Raw genomic sequence first — 517 nt, 5'->3', positions numbered from 1 at the left:
GACTATGCCCGCCGCAATCGCGGCGACCGTATTAATTCGCCTGGCGACGCTGTGGTTTGCGGTGATGATCGGTCTGGTGGCCTTGATCCGCAGCCGTCATGGTGAATCACCTGCGGAGGAGACAGCATGACCGCCCCACGGTCATGGAACCGTCTGCCGCGCGTGGTTCCCGACGCGGTCCATGCGTTGACCCAACGCTCTGCCGGCGTGCCGGATAGCCTGCCCAGGCCGTTGCTGGCTTATGGCAGCGGGCGCAGCTATGGGGATGTGTGCCTGACCGAACAGGGTACGCTGCTGCTCACCCGAGGGCTCGATCGCTTTATCGAGTTCGACCCGCAGCAGGGGGTACTGCGCTGTGAGGCAGGCGTCACCCTGGCCGAGCTCCTCGCTCTGGTGGTGCCACAAGGCTGGTTCTTGCCCAGCACGCCGGGGACGCGCTTGGCCACGGTGGGTGGTGCCGTGGCCAACGACGTGCATGGCAAGAACCATCATGCCGTGGGCAGCTTCGGCCATCACG

Annotated in this window: 1 protein-coding gene; it reads left to right on the top strand. The window is 65.6% G+C overall.

What is annotated here, in order from left to right; all coding sequences use genetic code 11:
* Positions 1-126: 126 nt before the first annotated feature.
* On the top strand, positions 127-517 hold a 391-nt coding region (locus OP496_RS18340; protein WP_280565436.1), incomplete at its 3' end, for an FAD-binding protein.

Source organism: Chromohalobacter sp. 48-RD10 (assembly GCF_029889785.1).
GTDB lineage: Bacteria > Pseudomonadota > Gammaproteobacteria > Pseudomonadales > Halomonadaceae > Chromohalobacter.
The sequence above is the reverse complement of the archived record's forward strand: the minus strand, read 5'-3'. Positions and strand labels throughout refer to the sequence as shown.